This is a genomic window from uncultured Holdemanella sp., from assembly GCF_958348295.1.
In the GTDB taxonomy this organism is placed as follows: Bacteria; Bacillota_I; Bacilli_A; order Erysipelotrichales; family Erysipelotrichaceae; genus Holdemanella.
In genome coordinates this window covers 1-19,465 of sequence record NZ_CATVYQ010000029.1, presented here as the reverse complement: position 1 = coordinate 19,465, position 19,465 = coordinate 1, and the positions used below count along the sequence as shown (strand labels likewise).

General features: G+C 34.3%; 19 protein-coding genes. 9 read left to right on the top strand and 10 right to left on the bottom strand.

Annotated features, from left to right (window positions below; translation table 11 throughout):
- The first annotated feature begins 53 nt into the window (after nucleotides 1-53).
- From Q3907_RS06620 to Q3907_RS06595, 6 genes are read left to right on the top strand one after another with little or no spacing between them, the layout of a single operon-like run.
- The gene (locus Q3907_RS06620) at nucleotides 54-1,109 is read left to right on the top strand and encodes a RodZ family helix-turn-helix domain-containing protein (RefSeq protein ID WP_301897729.1); all 1,056 of its coding nucleotides are present in this window, start codon (nucleotides 54-56) and stop codon (nucleotides 1,107-1,109) included.
- On the top strand, nucleotides 1,069-1,656 hold the full coding sequence (gene pgsA, locus Q3907_RS06615; RefSeq protein ID WP_367881497.1) for a CDP-diacylglycerol--glycerol-3-phosphate 3-phosphatidyltransferase: 588 nt from the start codon (nucleotides 1,069-1,071) through the stop codon (nucleotides 1,654-1,656). Before Q3907_RS06620 ends, pgsA begins: the two co-directional genes overlap by 41 nt.
- Nucleotides 1,656-2,150 (top strand): CinA family protein, encoded by a 495-nt coding sequence (locus Q3907_RS06610; RefSeq protein ID WP_301897728.1) that lies wholly within the window; start codon nucleotides 1,656-1,658, stop codon nucleotides 2,148-2,150. The genes pgsA and Q3907_RS06610 overlap by 1 nt, the downstream gene beginning before the upstream one ends.
- Nucleotides 2,132-3,148, top strand: a complete 1,017-nt coding sequence (recA, locus tag Q3907_RS06605) for a recombinase RecA (protein WP_003864270.1) — start codon at nucleotides 2,132-2,134, stop codon at nucleotides 3,146-3,148. Before Q3907_RS06610 ends, recA begins: the two co-directional genes overlap by 19 nt.
- 40 nt (nucleotides 3,149-3,188) lie before the next feature.
- A complete protein-coding gene (locus tag Q3907_RS06600) occupies nucleotides 3,189-3,800 on the top strand; it encodes a cysteine hydrolase family protein (protein WP_301897727.1) in 612 nt (203 codons plus the stop codon).
- Between the two features lie 10 nt (nucleotides 3,801-3,810).
- Entirely contained in the window at nucleotides 3,811-5,256 is a 1,446-nt protein-coding gene (locus Q3907_RS06595; RefSeq protein WP_301897726.1) for a nicotinate phosphoribosyltransferase, read from the top strand.
- Between the two features lie 24 nt (nucleotides 5,257-5,280).
- On the opposite strand, the gene Q3907_RS06590 is transcribed toward Q3907_RS06595, so the two are convergent.
- The 4 genes from Q3907_RS06590 to Q3907_RS06575 all read right to left on the bottom strand — a co-directional run bounded on the left by Q3907_RS06590 (nucleotide 5,281) and on the right by Q3907_RS06575 (nucleotide 9,154).
- Nucleotides 5,281-6,681, bottom strand: coding sequence for a S10 family peptidase (locus tag Q3907_RS06590; protein WP_295647188.1), 1,401 nt, complete (start codon nucleotides 6,679-6,681; stop codon nucleotides 5,281-5,283).
- On the bottom strand, nucleotides 6,681-7,391 hold the full coding sequence (locus Q3907_RS06585; RefSeq protein WP_295647186.1) for a gamma-glutamyl-gamma-aminobutyrate hydrolase family protein: 711 nt from the start codon (nucleotides 7,389-7,391) through the stop codon (nucleotides 6,681-6,683). The genes Q3907_RS06590 and Q3907_RS06585 overlap by 1 nt, the downstream gene beginning before the upstream one ends.
- Nucleotides 7,384-8,739 (bottom strand): transglutaminase-like domain-containing protein, encoded by a 1,356-nt coding sequence (locus Q3907_RS06580; RefSeq protein WP_301897725.1) that lies wholly within the window; start codon nucleotides 8,737-8,739, stop codon nucleotides 7,384-7,386. Before Q3907_RS06580 ends, Q3907_RS06585 begins: the two co-directional genes overlap by 8 nt.
- A gap of 61 nt (nucleotides 8,740-8,800) precedes the next feature.
- Nucleotides 8,801-9,154, bottom strand: coding sequence for a hypothetical protein (locus Q3907_RS06575; RefSeq protein WP_301897724.1), 354 nt, complete (start codon nucleotides 9,152-9,154; stop codon nucleotides 8,801-8,803).
- Nucleotides 9,155-9,232: 78 nt separating this feature from the next.
- Here Q3907_RS06575 and Q3907_RS06570 point away from each other — a divergent pair, with 78 nt between their 5' ends.
- The 3 genes from Q3907_RS06570 to Q3907_RS06560 all read left to right on the top strand — a co-directional run bounded on the left by Q3907_RS06570 (nucleotide 9,233) and on the right by Q3907_RS06560 (nucleotide 13,218).
- Nucleotides 9,233-10,660 carry a DEAD/DEAH box helicase gene (locus Q3907_RS06570; protein WP_295647180.1) on the top strand — a complete coding sequence of 476 codons (1,428 nt, stop codon included), beginning with the start codon at nucleotides 9,233-9,235 and terminating at the stop codon, nucleotides 10,658-10,660.
- Nucleotides 10,661-10,960: 300 nt separating this feature from the next.
- On the top strand, nucleotides 10,961-11,497 hold the full coding sequence (locus Q3907_RS06565) for a glucose-6-phosphate isomerase family protein (RefSeq protein WP_301897723.1): 537 nt from the start codon (nucleotides 10,961-10,963) through the stop codon (nucleotides 11,495-11,497).
- On the top strand, nucleotides 11,494-13,218 hold the full coding sequence (locus Q3907_RS06560) for a class I mannose-6-phosphate isomerase (protein ID WP_301897722.1): 1,725 nt from the start codon (nucleotides 11,494-11,496) through the stop codon (nucleotides 13,216-13,218). Before Q3907_RS06565 ends, Q3907_RS06560 begins: the two co-directional genes overlap by 4 nt.
- Nucleotides 13,219-13,279: 61 nt before the next feature.
- On the opposite strand, the gene Q3907_RS06555 is transcribed toward Q3907_RS06560, so the two are convergent.
- From Q3907_RS06555 to Q3907_RS06530, 6 genes are all read right to left on the bottom strand, one after another.
- Nucleotides 13,280-13,963: a pseudouridine synthase gene (locus Q3907_RS06555; RefSeq protein ID WP_301897721.1), complete on the bottom strand. Its 684-nt coding sequence runs from the start codon at nucleotides 13,961-13,963 to the stop codon at nucleotides 13,280-13,282.
- A complete protein-coding gene (locus Q3907_RS06550; RefSeq protein WP_301897720.1) occupies nucleotides 13,960-15,294 on the bottom strand; it encodes an RsmB/NOP family class I SAM-dependent RNA methyltransferase in 1,335 nt (444 codons plus the stop codon). The genes Q3907_RS06555 and Q3907_RS06550 overlap by 4 nt, the downstream gene beginning before the upstream one ends.
- Nucleotides 15,294-16,478 carry an aspartate kinase gene (locus Q3907_RS06545; protein WP_301897719.1) on the bottom strand — a complete coding sequence of 395 codons (1,185 nt, stop codon included), beginning with the start codon at nucleotides 16,476-16,478 and terminating at the stop codon, nucleotides 15,294-15,296. The genes Q3907_RS06550 and Q3907_RS06545 overlap by 1 nt, the downstream gene beginning before the upstream one ends.
- Before the next feature lie 46 nt (nucleotides 16,479-16,524).
- Nucleotides 16,525-17,649, bottom strand: coding sequence for an amidohydrolase (locus tag Q3907_RS06540; RefSeq protein WP_301897718.1), 1,125 nt, complete (start codon nucleotides 17,647-17,649; stop codon nucleotides 16,525-16,527).
- A complete protein-coding gene (locus Q3907_RS06535; RefSeq protein ID WP_301897717.1) occupies nucleotides 17,649-18,773 on the bottom strand; it encodes an amidohydrolase in 1,125 nt (374 codons plus the stop codon). Before Q3907_RS06535 ends, Q3907_RS06540 begins: the two co-directional genes overlap by 1 nt.
- Nucleotides 18,773-19,465 (bottom strand): amidohydrolase family protein (locus tag Q3907_RS06530; protein WP_301897716.1); only part of this gene is annotated, 693 nt, incomplete at its 5' end. The genes Q3907_RS06530 and Q3907_RS06535, both read right to left, overlap by 1 nt.

Here is a 19,465-nt window from a genome sequence, read left to right as displayed (position 1 = left end):
CGTGGTATTCTTTCCGTTTATTTGTTATAATAAGCTTCAAAGGGGGAGTTTTAGTGGCATATTATCACATCTTAAAAGAACGTCGTACAAACCTAAAACTTTCCATTCAGGATGTTTCAAATCAGACGCGTTTAGCGCCTCAATATATACAAGCAATCGAAGAACATAACTTAGATGTATTCTCCGATGACTTTTCTTTTGTTCGTTATTTTGTACATGCATATTCAGATGCGATTGGTGTTAATTGGCAGGCAATTGCAGATGAAGTGGATATGGATATTAATGAAGTTGCTCATCAAAGAGATATGGCTTTGACCATGGCACAAAGACGTATGGTGCAGCAAATGCCTAGTGTTCAAAAAACCAAAAAGTCAACAAAGAAAAAGAAAAAATCGTGGTTTCAAAAACATGTGAGCCGTACAAGTTCTTCATTAAGTACAAATCAATCGCAATTGATCAAAGTGCTTGTCCTGATTGGAATCGTGTGTTTATGCGTTTTATCTGTTATTAATTTTGGGCTTCGTGCAATTTCTAATCAAAAATTAGCAACGCAAGAAGCTTTACGTCAAGAACAGCTTTCAAAGAAAGAGGAAGAAACTAACAAATTGGCAAGTCAGCGTAAAAAGGCAAAGGAAGCTGAGGCTTTGGTTGTTGAAAAAATGAGCGATGAGACCAATGCATATCAAATTTCAAATATTCAATCGGATGTAAAAACATTAGATTTGAGTATAACACTTCCAACAAAATCTAAAATCACTGTGACTAAAGATGACACAGTAATCAATGATAGTTCAAAAGTATATACGGGTACATTTACGAAAAGTTTAGAGCTATCTGAGAATTGTACTTTTGAAATCAGCATAGAAACATATTCAGACAACTCAATTACAGTTGGAGGAAAAGAGATTTCTTTTGATAAAACAGGATGGCAAGAAGGAGAACCTGCTGTAATTACTTTACAAATTGGAGAAGGAAATCCAAATGCGAAAAAAGAAGAGTATTCACAATATGATGACAACTATTATGATTACTCTAATGAATATTATGCACAAGGGGAGGATTATAACTATGGCCAAGATGAATATACCGAACAGACTAACGATTATTAGAATTTTATTAGTTCCTGTAGTTGTAGCTGTATATCTTTGCATGGATCCAACTGTATGTGTGATTGACAAAACAAGTGGTCTAGCCCTTCGAGATGTGATTGCGTTTGTGATTTTTGCGGTTGCGAGCATTACTGATTTTTTTGATGGAATGTTGGCAAGAAAGAATAATTGGATTACTTCTTTTGGCAAATTTGCTGATCCTATCGCAGATAAGATGTTAGTGAATACTGTATTGATTTTGATGGTTTACTTTCATCAGGCAAACGTTATTGCCGTATTATTAATGATCGCGCGAGATTTAATTGTTGATGGTTTAAGAATGAGTGCTGCAAATTCAGGCGAAGTTGTCAGCGCAGGGATTTTTGGAAAGTTAAAAACTGTACTACAAATGTTTGCACTTGTATTCTTATTGTTGAAAGATTGGCCATTTATCTATATGGGTATTTGTATGGATCAAATATTGTTGTGGGCAGCAACAGCGGCTTCTTTATATAGTGGACTCATTTATTTCAATCAATTAAAAAAATACGTTTTGGAGACGATGTAATGAATGACGCAAAACAACTTGTATCTTTATGTACAAAAAATCATTTAACAATTTCTAGCTGTGAAAGCTTAACAGCTGGTTTATTTACGAGTACGATTGCTTCAATACCTGGGGCAAGCGCCATGTTAAAAGGTGGCTTAGTGACTTATTTTACACCAATGAAAAGTGTATTAGCTCATGTGGATGTGAACTTAATTCAAAGACATGGTGTAATCAGTGAAGAGTGTGCCTATGCTATGGCCAAAAATACAAGAGAAATTATGGATGTGGATTATTGTATTTCTTTTACCGGGAATGCTGGACCGGATACTTGGGAAGAAAAACCAGCAGGAAGAGTATATTGTGCAATCGCCTCTAAAAAATCAGTTCATGTATATGGCTTTCAATGTACAGGCTTATCTAGAAATGAAGTTAGAGAACATGTTGTTATGCAAATGATAGATATATTGATACAAATAATTCAAAAGGAGAATTTATGCCAAAAGAAAAAGTAGAAACAAATAAAGATAAACTTTTAAGTGATGTTTTAAATGAAATCGAAAGGGAATATGGTAAAGGTTCTGTCATGAAATTAGGCGATAGAGCGGCTGTTGACATTGAACCTATTCCTTCAGGAAGTTTACTTTTAGATGATGCCTTGGGTATTGGCGGATACCCAAAAGGAAGAATTATTGAAATCTTCGGTCCGGAATCCAGTGGTAAAACAACACTTGCGTTACATGCCGTTGCAGAAGTTCAAAAAAAGGGTGGGCGTGCCGCATTTATTGATGCAGAAAACGCAATTGATCCTGTATACGCAAAAAATTTAGGTGTTAACATTGATGAGTTGATCTTGTCTCAACCAGATTCAGGTGAACAAGGATTAGACATTATGTTGATGCTTGTAGAGAGTGGAGCTGTAGATTTGGTTGTTGTAGATAGTGTAGCTGCATTAGTTCCACAAGCTGAATTAGATGGTGAAATGGGAGATAATCAAGTTGGATTACAGGCTCGTATGATGTCAAAGGCAATGCGTAAACTTGCTGGTGCTATGAATCAAAATGATTGTACAGCTATCTTTATTAACCAACTTCGTGAAAAAGTAGGTGTTATCTATGGAAATCCAGAAACAACGCCTGGAGGTCGTGCTTTAAAATTCTACTCATCTGTACGTGTTGATATTCGTAAAGCAGATGCCATTAAAAATGGTACGGATATTGTAGGAAATAAAGTAAAAGTTAAAATTGTTAAGAATAAGGTAGCTCCTCCATTTAAATCCGCTGTATTAGAAATTATGTATGGTGAAGGAATCTCTTATATTAGTGAACTATTAGATTTATGTGTCGATGCTAATATTGTAAAAAAAGCAGGGGCATGGTTCAGTTATGAGGGAGAAAAAATTGGACAGGGGAAAGAGGCTGCCAAAGCTTATATCAAGGCAAATCCAGAATTCAAATCAATGCTTGAAGAGAAATTAAAGGAGTTTAGAACAAACAAAGATGTTGAAGAATAAGAGTTCTGTGTAGAACTCTTATTTTCGTTTAGAGGTATATATGGCACGTTTAGAAAATAAGAATTATAAACCCATTCAAAAAAATGAATTAAATGACCCTGTAGTATTTGTAGTAGATATGATAAAAGGATTTGTGAATATAGGTCCACTTCATGATGAAGCTATTGGCGACATAGAAAAGAATATTGAAAATCTTTTAACTCTTTTAGAGTGCAACAATGTTTTTGTGTGTGATTCACATCCACCAAAGACGCGTGAATTCAATTCGTTTCCAGCACATTGTGTAATTGGAAGTGAAGAATCTGAAGTAGTTGATTCTTTAAAGCCGTTTGTGAAACATGTCATCAAGAAGAACAGTACGAATACGTTTATGGCACCTGAATTTGAAGAGTTTTTAAATTCAGATTTGAAATATTATCGTGATATAATTGTGACAGGTTGTTGTACAGATCTTTGTGTGCTTCATTTTGTATTAAGTTTAAATACTTGGTTCAATGAACACAATATGAATGAATATCGTATTATCGTAGTTGAAAACTGTACAGAAACCTATCATATACCAGAGATACATGAAGCTACATTCTTTAATGATGTCGCATTTAGAATGATGGAAATGAATGGTATTCAAGTTGTTTCTGAAGTAAGGGAGTAAAGATTATAAAATGAAAGATAAGAGAAATTTAAGTTTAGTCATGGACTTTTATGAACTAACAATGAGTCAATGTTATTTTAATGATAATAAAGACAAAGAAGTCGTATTTGACTTATTCTATCGTAAAAATCCGGATGATGGGGGATATTGTGTATTTGCAGGTTTAGAACAGGTTGTGGACTATGTTTCGAATTTGCGTTTTGAAAAAGAAGATATTGATTATTTACGCTCATTAAATCAATTTAGTGAAGAATTTTTAGAATATTTATCGACTGTACGTTTTACAGGAGATATCTATGCGATTCCTGAAGGAACACCAGTATTTCCTCATGAACCATTGGTTCGTGTCAAAGCACCAATTATTGAAGCACAACTTGTAGAAACGGCATTACTTTTGGCTATCAATCACCAAACTTTGATTGCGACAAAATCACGTCGTATTGTACAAGCCAGTGAAGGTAGAGCCGTAATGGAATTTGGTGCACGTCGAGCACATAACTTTGATGCAGCTATTCTAGGAGCTAGAGCAGCTTATATTGCAGGCTGTGCAGGAAGTGCTACTACATATTCAGGTAAAGAATTTGGTGTACCAGTACTAGGAACAATGGCGCACTCATTTATTCAAAGTTTTGATACAGAATATGATGCGTTTATGTATTATGCCAAAACATATCCAAACGCATGTACTTTATTGATTGATACATATTCTACTTTAAAATCAGGTATTGTGAATGCCATTAAAGTAGCCAAGGATTATCTAGAACCCAATGGATACCGTTTAAAAGGTGTTCGTATTGATAGTGGAGATATGGCATATCTTTCTAAAAAAGTTCGTAAGATGTTAGATGAAGCGGGTATGGAAGATTGTAAGATCGTTGTATCCAATTCCTTAGATGAATATGTCATTGAATCTTTGATTCATCAACAAGGTGCTAAAATTGATTCGTTTGGGGTTGGTGAAAACTTGATTTGTTCAAAGAATTCACCTGTCTTTGGTGGTGTTTATAAAATGGTGGCGATTGAAAAAGATGGTCAATTCATTCCTAAAATCAAAATCAGTGATAATGTTGAAAAAGTGACAAATCCAGGTATGAAGAATTTAAATCGTATTATGGATAAAGAAACAGGTATGGCCATTGCCGATTTATTGACATTAGAAGATGAAGTGATTGATACAACGCAAGATCTAACCATCTATCATCCAATGTCACGTTGGAAATACAAAGTGATTCCAGCCAACACATATACAGTACGTGATATGTTAGTGCCAATCTTTAAAGATGGTAAGCTTGTTTATGATCTTCCAACTCTAGAAGAAATTCGTGCATACAGCGAAAAGGAACTTGCTACAATTTGGGATGAAATCAAACGTTTTGTATATCCACAAGAATATTATGTAGACTTAAGTGAAAAGTTATTGAATCTTAAGCTAGAAATGTTGAAGAAGTATAAATAAAAAAAGGAAACTGTGGTTTCCTTTTTAAATACAACTTTCAAAGAATTCACGCATATCCTTGGCTAATAGATCAAAGCTTTCTTTACCAAGATACGCCATATGACCACTTGGATATTCACCAATGGTTACTCGATTTGGATCTAAATTAGAGTGTGTAGCTAAATATCTGGCATTTCCAGCGGTTGTACAAAGATCATATAGACCAGAGGCAAAGAAGACTTTCATCTGTTTGTTTCTTCGCATACATCCAGCTAAGGATTGGGCAGGACTTGTTTTGAATTCACGATTCCATGTCATATTTACATCAAAGACTAGGCCTTTTGAGATACGATTACTTGTGATATTTAATTCCTGGCGCATCAATCCATAGGCAGTCTGGAAAGCAGGTGTATATTGTCCCATGGCTGGGTCATCCGCAATGACATTGGCTTCCATGATTTCTGGATCATCATTCCATGTATAACGACCGTCATAGAATCCTAAAGCTAAACCCTTATCTTCTAATAGTTTATGCGCAAAACCTTTCTGCATATCCATATGTAAATGGTGTCTTAACCAATAGGTTTGATCAATACCCGAATAATAGGCTAATTTATCTGCGATTTCTTCTTTGTTCGGGCAGGCATCTCCTAAAAATAAGGCTGTAACATATTCAGTAGATGCGAATGTAAAGGCTTCATCAATAAAGTCTTTTTGTGAAATGTTTTCCTTTGGGTTATGGAAATAATTTGTGGCAGCCATTGTGATTAAGTCGGTAGCACTTGCTTCAACTGGAAGCTTTTCAATAAAGTAACTTCCAAGTAAGAAGATACCACTGACACTGATTCCCATCGTATCGGCTTTTTCAGGACCTGCACCCATAAGTTCTCCTGCAAGTAAGGCACTTCTTGCGGTACCATAGCTTTCACCAGCTAGTAATACAGGTGAATTTCTACGATTATAGCGTGCTAAGAATTGTTCAATGAATTTAGAAACACTTCGGACATCGCCATGCGTTTCATAAAATTCTTTTCTTGCCTTTTCTTGAATTAAACGACCTAGTCCAGTTCCAACGGGATCGATAAAGACTAAATCACATAAGTCTAATAAACAATGTGGATTGTCTTCTAATTCAAAAGGTGGAACTGTAGGAAGGTTTAGTTCATCATCTAATTTTACAATTCTAGGACCAAACAATCCCATATGAAGCCAAAGACTAGCACATCCTGGACCGCCATTATAAACAAATAAGATTGGACGTTTTGAATTGTCTTGAATATCACTTCTAAAATAGGCATAACTAAATATGGATGCGACTGGATTGTTTTCTTCATCCACGAAGAAATTGTCTTCACAAATTGTATGATAAGGAATGGTTGTTCCTTGAATTTGTAGGCTTCCATCTGCCTCATATTTTGATTTTTCTAAGTTTTCTTGAATACGCATTACTTTACCTCACACTTTTTAATAAAGGCATTGAAGATATTTTGCATCTCACCATATTTATGGGACATGGCTTCGGGATGAAACTGTACGGCATAAATGGAAAGAGACTCATGTTCAATGGCTTCAATAATTCCATCACTCGATTTAGCTACTACTTTAAAGTGTGGTGCTAAATCCTTGATGGCTTGATGATGAAAACTATTCACATAAGCTTCATCACCTAAGCTAGAATATAAAAAACTATCCTTTTCAATATGGATCTTATGACTTGGATTTTCTCTTTTTTCTTGTTGCGCATGTTTGATCACGCTTCTTTTACAATAAGATAGGTCTTGATATAGAGATCCTTTAAAATAGACATTCAACATCTGTATGCCACGACAGATTCCAAAAATAGGAATCTGTTTTTTGTTGGCGTATTTTAATACTCGCATTTCATAATAATCACGATCTAAACTTGAATTACTTTGTAAAGGTTCTGGATTTTCATTATAAATCATAGGATTTACATCAATTCCACCTGTCACAATCAATCCATCTAATACATTGACTTGAGCTTCAATTGTATCATAGTCATTTGTGATGGGAAGAATGACTGGACAACCACCACCACGAATAACACTGTTGATATAGGCTTCATTGATAAACTGTTTAGGAAGATTTTCTTTATCCAATTCATTACAAGTTAGACCAATAATAGGCCTATGCATTTTTACCCTCTAAAAGAGAGATTTCAATTTTTTCTGTCTCTTTCATAATATATTTTGCCGGAATCGCTTCATCTACATATTCCATTTCACCATTTTGATTATCAAATGGATCATTTGGCAAGAAGTTTTTAGCTGGTACAAAAGCACCTTGGAATTTTGATGAGCATGGTGTTCTAAATGGATCTAAATGTCCAAAATAGAAATCTTGTCTTTCCAAGTTTTTAGCACGATAGGATCCACCACCAAATGAACAATCCGCATATAACCATCCATATGGAGCTACATAGAATCGTGCCCAGTCATGATTACCAATGGTTTCAGGCGTTGTATAAAGTCCAGCTTGCCAAGTGGCAGGAATGTCCGCAATACGACATAGAGTAATAAATGTCAATGCTTGTAAACCACAATCTCCTTTTAATCCTGTTGTGACATATTCTGGAATACATGGTAAAGTCGCATAAGCACGTACATAAGAATATGTGACATGGGTTGTGATATAGTTATAGATCAATTTTGCCTTTAATAATGGATTTGTTTCTTCACCAATGATTTCTTTAACTAGATCCTTTAAGTAATCTGTAAATACAACATGTGGCGCATATTCTTCAAGACAAGTATCTGGATGTTCATCTGTTACGATACTTGGGTCTAATTCTTCATAGTGCATGTGATTGATGAATTCATATTCTACACTGAATTCTTCACCTTTTTCATATGGCTTTTCAATATATACACATCTTTGATCTACACTGTTATCGTTGACTAGACCTTCATGAGATGTATTTAATAATTTAAAATCTTCAACCTGCGCATATTCTTTCGGAATAGGAAGCCATACACGAATTGTTTTTCCTGGCTTTTCAAATGTAGGATCTACCTTCAAGCTTGTCTTGACATGAATCTTGCAGTAAACATCCTTTTCTTCCTTCATCTTATGCATTACGTCGTCTAATAAAGTACTTGCAGCACCATCTTTTTCAATTAAACGATCTTTATAAGCATTACGCACTTTAATTAGGTTTTCAAAGAAATTGTCTTTTAAATACATTTTTCCTTCAATGAAGATCCATTCAAACGCATTGTCTTTAAATAATTCATCAAATTCTTCATCTTTAAAATCGGAAATTTTAGACTTTAATAATTCGATAGCGTCTTCTTTTGAATACGTAAAATCTTCAGGAAGACGAGAAATCAATTCTTTTTCTAATTCTAAACGCTCCTTTAGTTTGGCAGGAATATCTTTTTGAAGACGTAAATCAATCATTTCCTGCATCAGTTTAAATTGCCCATTCCATTTTAATTTCATTAAATCTTCTGGAAGCGGCGTGTTCAATGTTGTCATATTCATAATAGTTCACCTCATTTTGATTATACGCTATTATGAAAATTATTACATAAAAAAATGAAACTTATTGAAATAAGTTTCGAATTAATTCTTCCTGAGAGTATTTTTCCTGTGTTTCCTTATCTACACTCATTAAAATGGGAGGTAGATTTCTAAATGATTTGTAGTACTGCAAAATTAAAGATAATGCGAAAAAAGGTGCCCATTCAGTAAGTGTCATATTTTCTTTTGGTTCTAATAAAAATCCATCTTTTAAGACTTTACAATTTAGGGCATATTCCAATTCATTACCGAAATTCACTTTTATTATTTCTTCATCAAAAGATAGAATAGAACTCAAGTTATCTAAAGGCGCATTCATACTATATTGATATGTATGTTGATCGATCTGTTTCATCACTAATGTTTTATATTTCATGCTCTTATTGTAGCGCATAATAGTTTTTGTTTCTGTTAAATAATATTAACATGGTATAATTCTATAGGTGATAAAAATATGACATTTGAACAAATGAATTTAGATAAAAATATTATACAAGCCTTACATACATTAGGCTATGAAAAACCATTGCCCGTACAAGAACAAGTCATTCCCAATATTCTTTCGGGAAAAGATTGTATTGTTAAGTCAAGAACGGGAAGTGGTAAAACGGCATCTTTTGCGATTCCTATCATTCAAAATCTAGAAATTGATGAAAGAAGCCCACAAGCGTTGGTACTTACTCCAACTCGAGAACTAGCTTTACAGATTCAACAAGATTTTGATCGTATTGGAACTTTCAAAAAAATTAAGACACTACCTATTTTTGGTAAGCAGCCATTTAAGTTTCAAAAGGAAGATTTGAAACAAAGATGCCACGTTGTGATTGGTACGCCAGGAAGAGTTTTAGATCATCTTCAACAACAAACACTGGATCCTTCAAAAATTAAATATGTAGTCTTGGATGAAGCGGATGAAATGTTGAATATGAACTTCTTAGATGAGGTGCAGGCTATTTTAAAGTACATGCCTAAAAAACATGTAACTTGTTTATTTAGTGCAACCTATCCTGAAGTGATTCAAAGAATGAGTAAGAAATATTTGTATAAACCATCTAAAATTGATCTAACGAGTACAAATAAGCCAAATATTCTAGAAGAGGCGTATCACGTTAATGAAGAACATAAAGAATTATTCCTTCTTCATTTATTGGCATTAAAGAAACCAGAATCTTGTATGATCTTTTGTAAGACGCAGGCAAGAGTGGATGAAGTCTATGAATGTTTAGAAAAGAATCAAGTCAGTGTAGATAAAATTCATGGCGGTATGATGCAAGAAGAAAGATTATCGCATATGCGACGCTTTAAAAAAGGCAAAGTGCGTATTTTAGTATGTACCGATGTCGCAAGTCGTGGTATTGATGTTTTTAAAGTAGAGATGATTATTAACTACGATATGCCTAGTCCTGTCGAAACATATACACATCGTATTGGTCGAAGTGGAAGAGTCGATGAACAAGGCTTAGCTATAAGTTTAGTGAATGAATATGATGGAGTTCGAAAAGAAAAACTAGAAGAATATCTAGGTTATAACTTGCCATTTAAAGAAGAGGGTGAAGTCTATTTAAGTGATTTAGATGTTTTAGATTCACTAAAAGAATCCAATCGTGTGGTAGTGGATAAATCAAAAGATTTAAGAAAAGGCATTACTAAAATTTATTTAAATGGAGGAAAAAACAAGAAGATTCGTCCAGGCGATATTGTAGGGGCTATCTGCGAAATTGATGGTGTAACTGTTGATGATATTGGTGTGATTCAAGTACAAGATCATCAATCTTATGTAGATATCTTGAATGATAAGGGAAAACTTGTATTAAAGAATTTAAAGACAATTAAAGGAAAAACATTGCGTATTCAGAAGGCAAAAAATGGATTTGGTCATTAGATCAGATCCATTTTATTGTACATTACTAAAATACGTGATTTGCACGTAAATGGGGAGTGAACTTTAATAGAAGTAAATAATAAAGGTGATTGTAAGTATTCGTATATGTAATGAATCTTTTTCATGATTTATATATAGCTACAATTTTGAATGATTAAAATGAGTTCAAATAGTTTTAAATAGAGCTATTTTGGACTTTTTCTATGGTTTATAAATATTGTTGTTGTCTTAATATTGAGATGTTATAACAATTGATTTATAATAGAATTGAATGTTATAACAATTGAACAGGAGGCAATTATGGAAATTAAAGACGCAAAAGTATTTCATGATTATTTAAATGGTGTAATTGAAGGGGAGGATGTTAAGAAGAGTACAAAATTGTATTCGGATGCTAAAACATTCTATTCAAGTGTGGATCCAAGTGTTTCAGATGATCAAATTATGTATGAAGTATACTCCTATGAACATGATGGATTGTGTTATGGACTGACTGTGATGCAGCCAGTATGCGTGAATGGGGAATGTAATGTAACGCGTGGACATTTCCATGAAAATTTAGATTGTGATGAAATCTATTGTGGCATGGGTGGTGAAGGTCTTCTTTTGTTGATGGATGAAGATTATCATTGTCATGCAGAAAAAGTAAAATGTGGAAGTGTACACTATATTGACGGGCATTTGGCACATCGCCTTGTGAATACAGGTAATACGGAATTAAAAGTGCAATGTATGTGGCCAAGTCATGCGGGTCATGATTATAAGCGTGTAGAGGATCATCCTTTTGCAGTAAGAGTGTTTAAGAAAAATGGTGAATTGAAGGTGGAGGAAGAATGAGTTATCTAAATTTTAAATCGGAATATGATTGTTTTCCTAAAACGACAATAAAGAATCATAAAGCGTTTTGTGGGTATGATGAAATCTATCATGAATTAAAGAGCAAAATGAATAATAACAGTGTTGTTGTCTTTGATTATTATCCGGGTGTAGATGAAAAGGAAGTCTATGAATTAATTAAACGATTCAATTTTTCTTTAGAAATCAATATGCATGATATCTTTAAAGATGGCAAAACCATGACTGAACAAATGAAATATAATCTTACGGATGATCGTGTGTTTGGCAAGATGTATTATGGTAATCTTGTGGATTTTATAGATGAAGAAAAGCTAGAAGAAGCTCAAAACAAAATTAAAGAACAGAAAGAATCGGTCATTGTATATGGAGTGGGTGCTGGTTTAGTAAGTCATGGCGATGTGTATGTCTACTTTGATATGGCTAGATGGCAAATTCAATTGCGTTATCGTAAAGGGATGGCAAATTATAATGTAGATAATTATGATGAAGATATCTTAAAGAAATATAAGCGTGGCTATTTTATTGAATGGCGTATAGCGGATAAGCACAAAGAAAAATACTTTGAGTGCTTTGATTATGTGGTGGATACAAATGCTGCTAAAGATCCAAAAATGATTTCAAGTGATACATTTAAGATAAGTTTGCATCAATTATCAAAACAACCATTTCGTACAGTACCATACTTTGATCCAGGCGTATGGGGTGGTCAATGGATGAAGGAAGTTTGTAACTTAGATGTGAATCAGCCAAATTATGCATGGAGTTTTGATGGAGTTCCTGAAGAGAACAGTATTTTATTTGATTATGATGGAGTTATTGTAGAACTTCCAGCTATGGATCTAGTGTTGTACCAACCAAAAGAATTATTGGGAGAACAAGTCTATTCTCGTTTTGGGGCAGAATTTCCGATTCGCTTTGACTTTCTAGATACGATGGAAGGACAAAACTTATCTTTGCAGGTACATCCATTAACGGAATATATTAAAAAGAATTTTGGGATGAGTTATACACAAGATGAAAGTTACTATATTTTGGATGCCAAAGAAGATGCCGTTGTTTATTTAGGCCTAAAAGAGGGAATTCAACCAACTGAAATGATTTCGGATTTAGAGTCAGCACAAAGAGGAGAAATTGTTTTTGATGCCGATAAGTATATCAATAAGTTTCCGGCAAAGAAACATGATCATTTCTTGATTCCTGCAGGAACTTGTCATTGTTCAGGAAAGAATGCGATGGTGCTTGAAATTAGTGCAACACCTTATATCTTTACATTTAAATTGTGGGACTGGCAAAGACTGGGCTTAGATGGACTTCCTCGACCTATTCATATTGAACATGGAAAACAAGTCATTCAATGGGATCGTACTACAGATTGGGTTAAAGAAAATTTGGTCAATGCGACGTATGAAGTAAAAGAAGAAGGAAATGATTGTAAGATCGAACATACGGGTTTACATGAACTAGAATTTATTGAAACTAGAAGATATACAATAAAAAACAGTTCATATCATCAAACACATAGAACAGTCAATATGTTGAATTTAGTGGATGGAAAGAGTGCATTAATTGAAGGGGATTTTGAACCTTTCATTGTGCATTATGCAGAAACCTTTATTATTCCTGCAAGTATAAAAGAATATACAATCAAGCCTTATGGTTGTGATGAAGTGAAAGTATTAAAGGCTTATGTGAGATTTTAAAGTAAAAGACGGTTTTGTGCCTAAAGAAAAAACCTGAGAGTGTATGATCTCTCAGGTTTTCTTAGCCTTTTAAGGCATCTAATTCTTCTTGGGTTAATGCTCTAAATTCACCTAATGGTAAATCATTGAGTTTTAAAGGACCAAACTCAATACGTTGAAGATAGGTAACAGTGCAGGTTGCCTTTTCAAACATTCTTTTGACTTGGTGGAATTTTCCTTCATGAATCGTTAGATACGCTTTGTTTGTATCTAAGATTTCTAGTTTTGAAGGGGCTGAAGTAAATTCTTCAAATTCCATAGGTTGATTAAAGAAGTCTACGGCATTTTCTGGTAGCGTCCCATCAAATTCAACATAGTATTTTTTATCTACATGTTTTTTAGGAGATAATACTTCATGGGTTAACTTTCCATCATTGCTGATGAGTAACAAGCCTTCTGTATCTACGTCAAGTCTTCCCACAGGATATAGATCGTGTCTTTGACTTTGAATAAGTTCCATGACAGTCGGATAGAGCATATCTTCTGTGGCGCTCACATAGCCTTGTGGTTTATTCAAAATGTAATATTCAAATTCTACATAGTTTACGGGCTCATCATCCACAAAAACTTTATCATCTTCTTTTACGTTATAGTCTGCCTTTTTTATCGTTTCATCATTAATAGTAACCCAGCCGTTTTTAATTAATTTTTTAACGTCATTTCTTGTGCCAAATCCCATATGAGATAAATATTTGTCAAGTCTCATTGATAACGCCATCCTTTCGCATATTTATTTTTTAATGAGCCTTTAGAAAGTTTCGCAAAACCTAAAGGGAAGTTATTTACACAAACAAGTGTCCATCCAGATGTTTTTGAATCCAAATCCTTCACATCGAGAGTTTCACCTTTTAAGTATTTAATAACACGCTCATCTTCAATGGAAAAGTTTAATATATTTTTAAATTGTTCAGGACAAAGGGCAAGGGCAAGACTTTGGCTAGGTTCAAAATGTTTTCCTTTTAATTGACCTAATAATAAGCCAGATCTTAAGACGCGATAGCCTTTATAAGCTTGAAAATCTGTATTAAGCCAAATAACTTTGTCTTTTTTTACTTTAATGGTTCCTTTATTTAAATGAATGAGTTTTAAAAACTCAGTAACACAATCATCCAATTTGTCGTTTGATTCAAGCCTTGTTTTTTTGTGTTTTGTTTCTCCATCTTTGACAAGTAAAGCTACAAAATGACCTTCTCCTTTGATTTTATGTGGATACAAACGAACACACTCATTCATATTGATGCCTGGCATCATGCCATCTATTTTTTCAATAGGAACAAGATGCAAGTCTGGATGTTTGTCTAATACATCTTGAATGACTTCTTCATTTTCATGAATAGAAAAAGTACAAGTGGAATAGACAATGGATCCACCAGGCTTTAACATGGATACAGCAGCATTTAAAATGTTTTTTTGAATAGGTGGATAGAATGTATCATCCTTTTCAATCCAGCTTTTAATTAAGTCTGGTTCTTTACGAAACATTCCCTCACCACTACATGGGGCATCCACTAAAATCTTATCGAATATTTCTGGGTAGTGTTCTTCCATGTTTGTCAAATCTTCACTGGTTACCCAGGCATTGTCACATCCGAATAATTCAATGTTTTTTAAGAGTCCTTGACATCTTGAAGAACTGATATCATTTGAAATTAAAAGTCCAGTATGATTGAGTTTTGTGGCAAGCTTTGTGCTTTTTCCACCAGGAGCTGCACACGTATCTAATACAATATCATTTTCGTCTACAGGAAGAACTTGTGCTGGTAACATAGCACTTGGTTCTTGAAGATAGTAAAGGCCTGCATAATAGTAGGGGTGTTTACTTGGTTTATCTTCACTTGAATAATAGAAGCCATCATTTGTCCATGGTATGGGTTGTAGTTTAAATGGAGAAATCTTTAAGAATTCTTCAACAGAAATCTTAAGTGTATTGACCCTTAATCCATAATATCTTTCATGGTCAAAACTTTGTAGATAGTCTTCATATTCATCTTGAAGAAGTTCTTTCATTTGTTCCTTAAATTTAACTGGAAGTTCCATTATAGATCAAAGGCCTTTCCTAAAGCTTGAACCGCTTTAACTTTGTCTTTCTTTTCAATAGTTAGTGAAATGGAAATTTCACTTGATGTGATCATATAATATTTAATATTGTTTTCACTTAAGATGTTTAATACTTTACTCGCAATACCTGAATGCGTAGAAATTCCTAGACCAACTAATGATAGCTTGATATATCCAAGCATTTGATGTACAGGATATTCTTTTGAAGCATTTTCCATAATTTGATTACTTTGTTCTTCGGAACAATATAAAGTAAAGTTGGCTAGGCCTTCATCATCTAATTGTTGTGAAATTGTATCAAGGTTGATATTTAAATCGGAAATCATCTTAAATAGTTTTCCTAAATAAACACCATCGTTAGGTAAGTGCATAAAGCGCATGATCGCATAGTCGTCTTTTACACTTAAACCTGTAATTGGCATATCTTCTAATTCTTTATGCATAATCCAAGTTCCTTTCTCTAAATCTGTTTCCAATGCTTTTCCTAAGAAAAGGGGAACATTATATTTACTAGCAAGTTCAACACTTCGCGTTTCAAGTACACCAGCACCTAAACATGCCATCTGCATCATTTCTTCATAAGAAATCGATTTTAGTTTTTTAGCACGCGTATATAATCGTGGATCAATTGTATAGACACCATCTACATCAGTAAAGATATGGCATTGATAGCCAAGTTTTGCGGCAATCGCAACGGCTGTTGTATCACTTCCACCACGACCTAAAGTAGTGATATCTCCATATTCAGTAGCGCCTTGAAAGCCGGCTACGACAACAACTTTTCCTTGGTCTAAATGAGATTGAATTGTGGTTGTATCAATATCTTTGATCAAAGCACGAGAATGGTGCTTGCTAGTAAGAAAACCTGCTTGATAGCCAGTTAAACTGATCGCATCCACACCGAGTGCATTCATCGCAATCGCAAGAAGTGTAATTGTTTGTTGTTCACCCGTAGATAATAAACTATCCAATTCTCTTTTATTTGGATTGTTTGTGACACTATGAGCTAATTCTATTAATTTATTTGTGGTTTTTCCCATGGCGCTGGCAACAATGACTAGATTGTGACCTTGTTCTTTCATGTGTTTGGCATGAAGCGCAATGGCCTGAATCTGTTCAATGGTTCCAACGCTGGTTCCACCATATTTTTCAACTATATTCATAATCTATTTTCTCCAACTACACTATTCTAACATATAAAAAGCTGTCTTAGACAGCTTTTATTCCATTAATATATACATTTTTAATTGTATTATTCAAATCAATCAAACTTTTAGTACAAATAATAAAGTCAGCATCTTTACCAGCTTTAATAGAACCTAATCGATTCTCTAAGTGTAAGATCTTAGCTGGATTGATCGTGATAGCTTTGATTGCTTCATTTTCAGGTAGTCCTGCTTTATGGGCTAGGGCTGCGTTAATTGGAAGATATTGTTGGGGATTGAATGGGGAATCGGTTGTGATTGCAAACAAGATGCCTTTTTCATACATTTTATTTGGTGTTTCAAATGAATCGTTGGCACATTCAAATTTATCTTTGTGACAAAGACTTGGTCCACAAATACATGGAAAACCACTTTCTTTGATTTGGTCTAGAATCACTCTTGAATCGGTCGCATGATCTAAAGTAATTTCAATATCATATTCTTTTGCGATACGAATGGCGGTCAACATATCATCGGCTCTATGAGCATGACACTTTAATGGGATTTCTTTTTTGATGACTGGAATCATGGCTTCAAGCTTTTGATCATAGTCTACATCTTTACCTGATTCTTTTTTCATCATGTATTCTTTTGTCTTAGCTAGAGTTTCTCTAAGTAACGCGCTAATCTGCATGCGTGTATCAATATTTTTTCCTTTGTAACAATTCTTTGGGTTTTCACCAAAGGCTGCCTTCATCGCAATTGGATTTTGAATGGTCATTTCATCAATACAATTTCCTTTTGTCTTATACGCAAAGAAAGTTCCACCAATCACATTAGCACTTCCAGGTCCTGCAGCTACTGTTGTGATACCGGCTTCTAATGCAGTTTGTACAGTTTCATCCATTGGATTGCATCCATCAATACCACGCATGTTGGGTGTAATTGGATTTGTGATTTCATTTAAATCATTGCCTTCAAAGCCGATAGCCGTTTCTTCCATACCCAAATGACAATGGGCTTCAACCATGCCTGGATATACATTGAATCCTGTAAGATCTTGTGTATCTTCATTGTTTTTAGGACTTAAATTCTTTCCAATCTCTGTAAATATTCCTTTATTCACTCTAAAATCACCAACGAATGGTTCTTGTTCCATCGTATAAATAGTGGCGTTTTTAAAAAGCATTAAGCGGCCTTCTTTCCATCTACATATACTGCCGTAATTTCATTTTGAGTGTCTAGAATGTTCTTTGTACAAACGACAAAGTCAGCATCTTTACCAACTTTAATAGATCCAACACGATTATCTAAGCCTAAAATTTTAGCTGGATTGATTGTGATGGCTTTAATGGCTTCATATTCTGGAAGACCTGCTTTAGCGGCTAGAGCAGCACTTAAAGATAGATATTGTTGAGGAATAACCGGAGAGTCGGTAATGATAGAGAATAAGATACCTGCTTTATATAGTTCGTTTGGTGTTTCAAAAGACATATTCGCAAGTTCAAATTTTGATTTGTGAGTCAATGCAGGTCCACAAATACATGGAAAACCACTTTCTTTGATTTGAGGAAGAATACATCTTGCATCCGTTACATGATCTAATGTAATTTTGATGTTTTCTTCTTTTGCGATACGAATAGCAGTTAAGATATCATCGGCTCTATGAGCATGACACTTTAATGGAAGTTCTCTTTTAACAACAGGAATCATGGCTTCTAGTTTTTGATCATAAGCTACATCTTTACCTGCTTCTTTTTTAGCTAAGTATTCCTTTGCCTTTTCCAATGTTTCTCTTAATAATGCACTGATCTGCATACGCGTATCAATTTTCTTATCTTTATAACAACGTTTAGGATTTTCACCAAAGGCAGCCTTCATAGCTAAAGGATTTTGAATTGTCATTTCATCAATACAATTTCCTTTTGTCTTATACGCAAAGAAAGTTCCACCAAGAACGTTAGCACTACCAGGACCAGCAGCAACTGTAGTAACACCACCTTTTAATGCAAGTTCTACGGTTTCATCCATTGGATTACATCCATCAATACCACGCATGTTTGGTGTGATTGGATCTGTGATTTCATTGACATCATCACCTTCAAAGCGAATGGCTGTTTCTTCCATACCTAAATGGCAATGACTTTCAACTAAACCAGGAAATACAAAGAGACCATTTAAATCTTGTACATCTTCACCCTTATTAGCTGTTAAATTTGTTCCTACTTCGGTAAATACACCTTTATCGATTTTAAAATCTCCTACAAAAGGTTCTTGTTCCATTGTGTAAATGGTTGCGTTTTTAAATAACATTATGCTTCCTTCTTTCCATTGACATATACTGTCTTAATTTCATTTTGTGTATCTAATATATTTTTAGTGCAAACGACAAAGTCTGCATCTTTACCAACTTTAATAGATCCAATGCGATCATCTAACTTTAAAATCTTAGCTGGATTGATTGTGATGGCCTTAATAGCTTCATATTCTGGTAGTCCTGCCTTATGAGCTAGAGCTGCACTTAAGGATAAGTATTGTTCGGGTACGACAGGAGAGTCTGTGATAATACAGAATGGAATACCGGCTTTATAGAATTCGTTGGCTGTTTCAAAAGACATATTTTTTACTTCATATTTTGACTTATGTCCTAAACAAGGTCCTAGAATACATGGAAAACCACTTTCTTTGATTTGTGGAATAATGCTTCTTCCATCTGTCACATGATCTAAAGTGACTTCAATATCATATTCTTTCGCAATACGAATAACTGTTAAGATATCGTCGGCTCTATGACAATGACATTTTAATGGCATTTGTTTTTTTATGACTGGAATCATGGCTTCTAGTTTTTGATCATAGTCTACATCTTTACCCGATTCTTTTTTCTGAATGTATTCTTTTGTCTTAGCAAGAGTTTCTCTAAGTAGAGCACTGATTTGCATACGCGTATCAATTTTCTTACCCTTATAACAACGCTTAGGATTTTCACCAAAGGCAGCCTTCAT

What these genes read in the sequence shown, in the direction of transcription:
- pgsA (WP_367881497.1), top strand. Translation starts at nt 1,069, where the DNA reads ATGGCCAAGATGAATATACCGAACAGACTAACGATTATTAGAATTTTA.
- Q3907_RS06610 (WP_301897728.1), top strand. Translation starts at nt 1,656, where the DNA reads ATGAATGACGCAAAACAACTTGTATCTTTATGTACAAAAAATCATTTA.
- recA (WP_003864270.1), top strand. Translation starts at nt 2,132, where the DNA reads ATGCCAAAAGAAAAAGTAGAAACAAATAAAGATAAACTTTTAAGTGAT.
- Q3907_RS06600 (WP_301897727.1), top strand. Translation starts at nt 3,189, where the DNA reads ATGGCACGTTTAGAAAATAAGAATTATAAACCCATTCAAAAAAATGAA.
- Q3907_RS06595 (WP_301897726.1), top strand. Translation starts at nt 3,811, where the DNA reads ATGAAAGATAAGAGAAATTTAAGTTTAGTCATGGACTTTTATGAACTA.
- Q3907_RS06590 (WP_295647188.1), bottom strand. Translation starts at nt 6,681, where the DNA reads ATGCGTATTCAAGAAAACTTAGAAAAATCAAAATATGAGGCAGATGGA.
- Q3907_RS06585 (WP_295647186.1), bottom strand. Translation starts at nt 7,391, where the DNA reads ATGCATAGGCCTATTATTGGTCTAACTTGTAATGAATTGGATAAAGAA.
- Q3907_RS06580 (WP_301897725.1), bottom strand. Translation starts at nt 8,739, where the DNA reads ATGAATATGACAACATTGAACACGCCGCTTCCAGAAGATTTAATGAAA.
- Q3907_RS06575 (WP_301897724.1), bottom strand. Translation starts at nt 9,154, where the DNA reads ATGAAATATAAAACATTAGTGATGAAACAGATCGATCAACATACATAT.
- Q3907_RS06570 (WP_295647180.1), top strand. Translation starts at nt 9,233, where the DNA reads ATGACATTTGAACAAATGAATTTAGATAAAAATATTATACAAGCCTTA.
- Q3907_RS06565 (WP_301897723.1), top strand. Translation starts at nt 10,961, where the DNA reads ATGGAAATTAAAGACGCAAAAGTATTTCATGATTATTTAAATGGTGTA.
- Q3907_RS06560 (WP_301897722.1), top strand. Translation starts at nt 11,494, where the DNA reads ATGAGTTATCTAAATTTTAAATCGGAATATGATTGTTTTCCTAAAACG.
- Q3907_RS06555 (WP_301897721.1), bottom strand. Translation starts at nt 13,963, where the DNA reads ATGAGACTTGACAAATATTTATCTCATATGGGATTTGGCACAAGAAAT.
- Q3907_RS06550 (WP_301897720.1), bottom strand. Translation starts at nt 15,294, where the DNA reads ATGGAACTTCCAGTTAAATTTAAGGAACAAATGAAAGAACTTCTTCAA.
- Q3907_RS06545 (WP_301897719.1), bottom strand. Translation starts at nt 16,478, where the DNA reads ATGAATATAGTTGAAAAATATGGTGGAACCAGCGTTGGAACCATTGAA.
- Q3907_RS06540 (WP_301897718.1), bottom strand. Translation starts at nt 17,649, where the DNA reads ATGCTTTTTAAAAACGCCACTATTTATACGATGGAACAAGAACCATTC.
- Q3907_RS06535 (WP_301897717.1), bottom strand. Translation starts at nt 18,773, where the DNA reads ATGTTATTTAAAAACGCAACCATTTACACAATGGAACAAGAACCTTTT.